The 351-nt window shown below is 59.0% G+C and carries 1 pseudogene; it reads left to right on the top strand.

The features are described from left to right. Positions 1 to 351 (top strand): annotated as a pseudogene (locus F2P45_RS34770) (FHA domain-containing protein); the annotation flags it as partial.

The raw sequence follows: 351 nt of genomic DNA, 5'->3' as shown, positions 1-351 counted from the left end.
TCACTTTCTCTCGTCGATGACGCCGTTCAATGCCTTGCCGACGACGCGGCGCTTCCTTTGTTCCGATTCACTGTCAGCCGCGACGAGGAACACGTTCATCTCGTCATGGAAGACGGCAAGCGTGTTGTCGACCTCGGCGAGCGCATCCATCACTACGCGCTGCTGATTCTTGTGCGTCGTAATATCGACGACGTGCTAGCCGGTCGCGACACCTGCAGCTGTGGCTGGACCGATCGCAATGATCTGGCCAGGATGCTTGGTCTCGACCCCTGCCATCTCGCCGTTCAAATGTTCCGCTTGCGGCGGCAACTATTCGCGGCCGGATTGACGCATGCGCTGATCGAACGTCGA

This window comes from Massilia mucilaginosa, from assembly GCF_011682145.1.
GTDB lineage: Bacteria > Pseudomonadota > Gammaproteobacteria > Burkholderiales > Burkholderiaceae_D > Telluria_A > Telluria_A mucilaginosa.
Note: the sequence above shows the minus strand (reverse complement) of the source record. Positions and strands in the feature narration are given on the sequence as shown.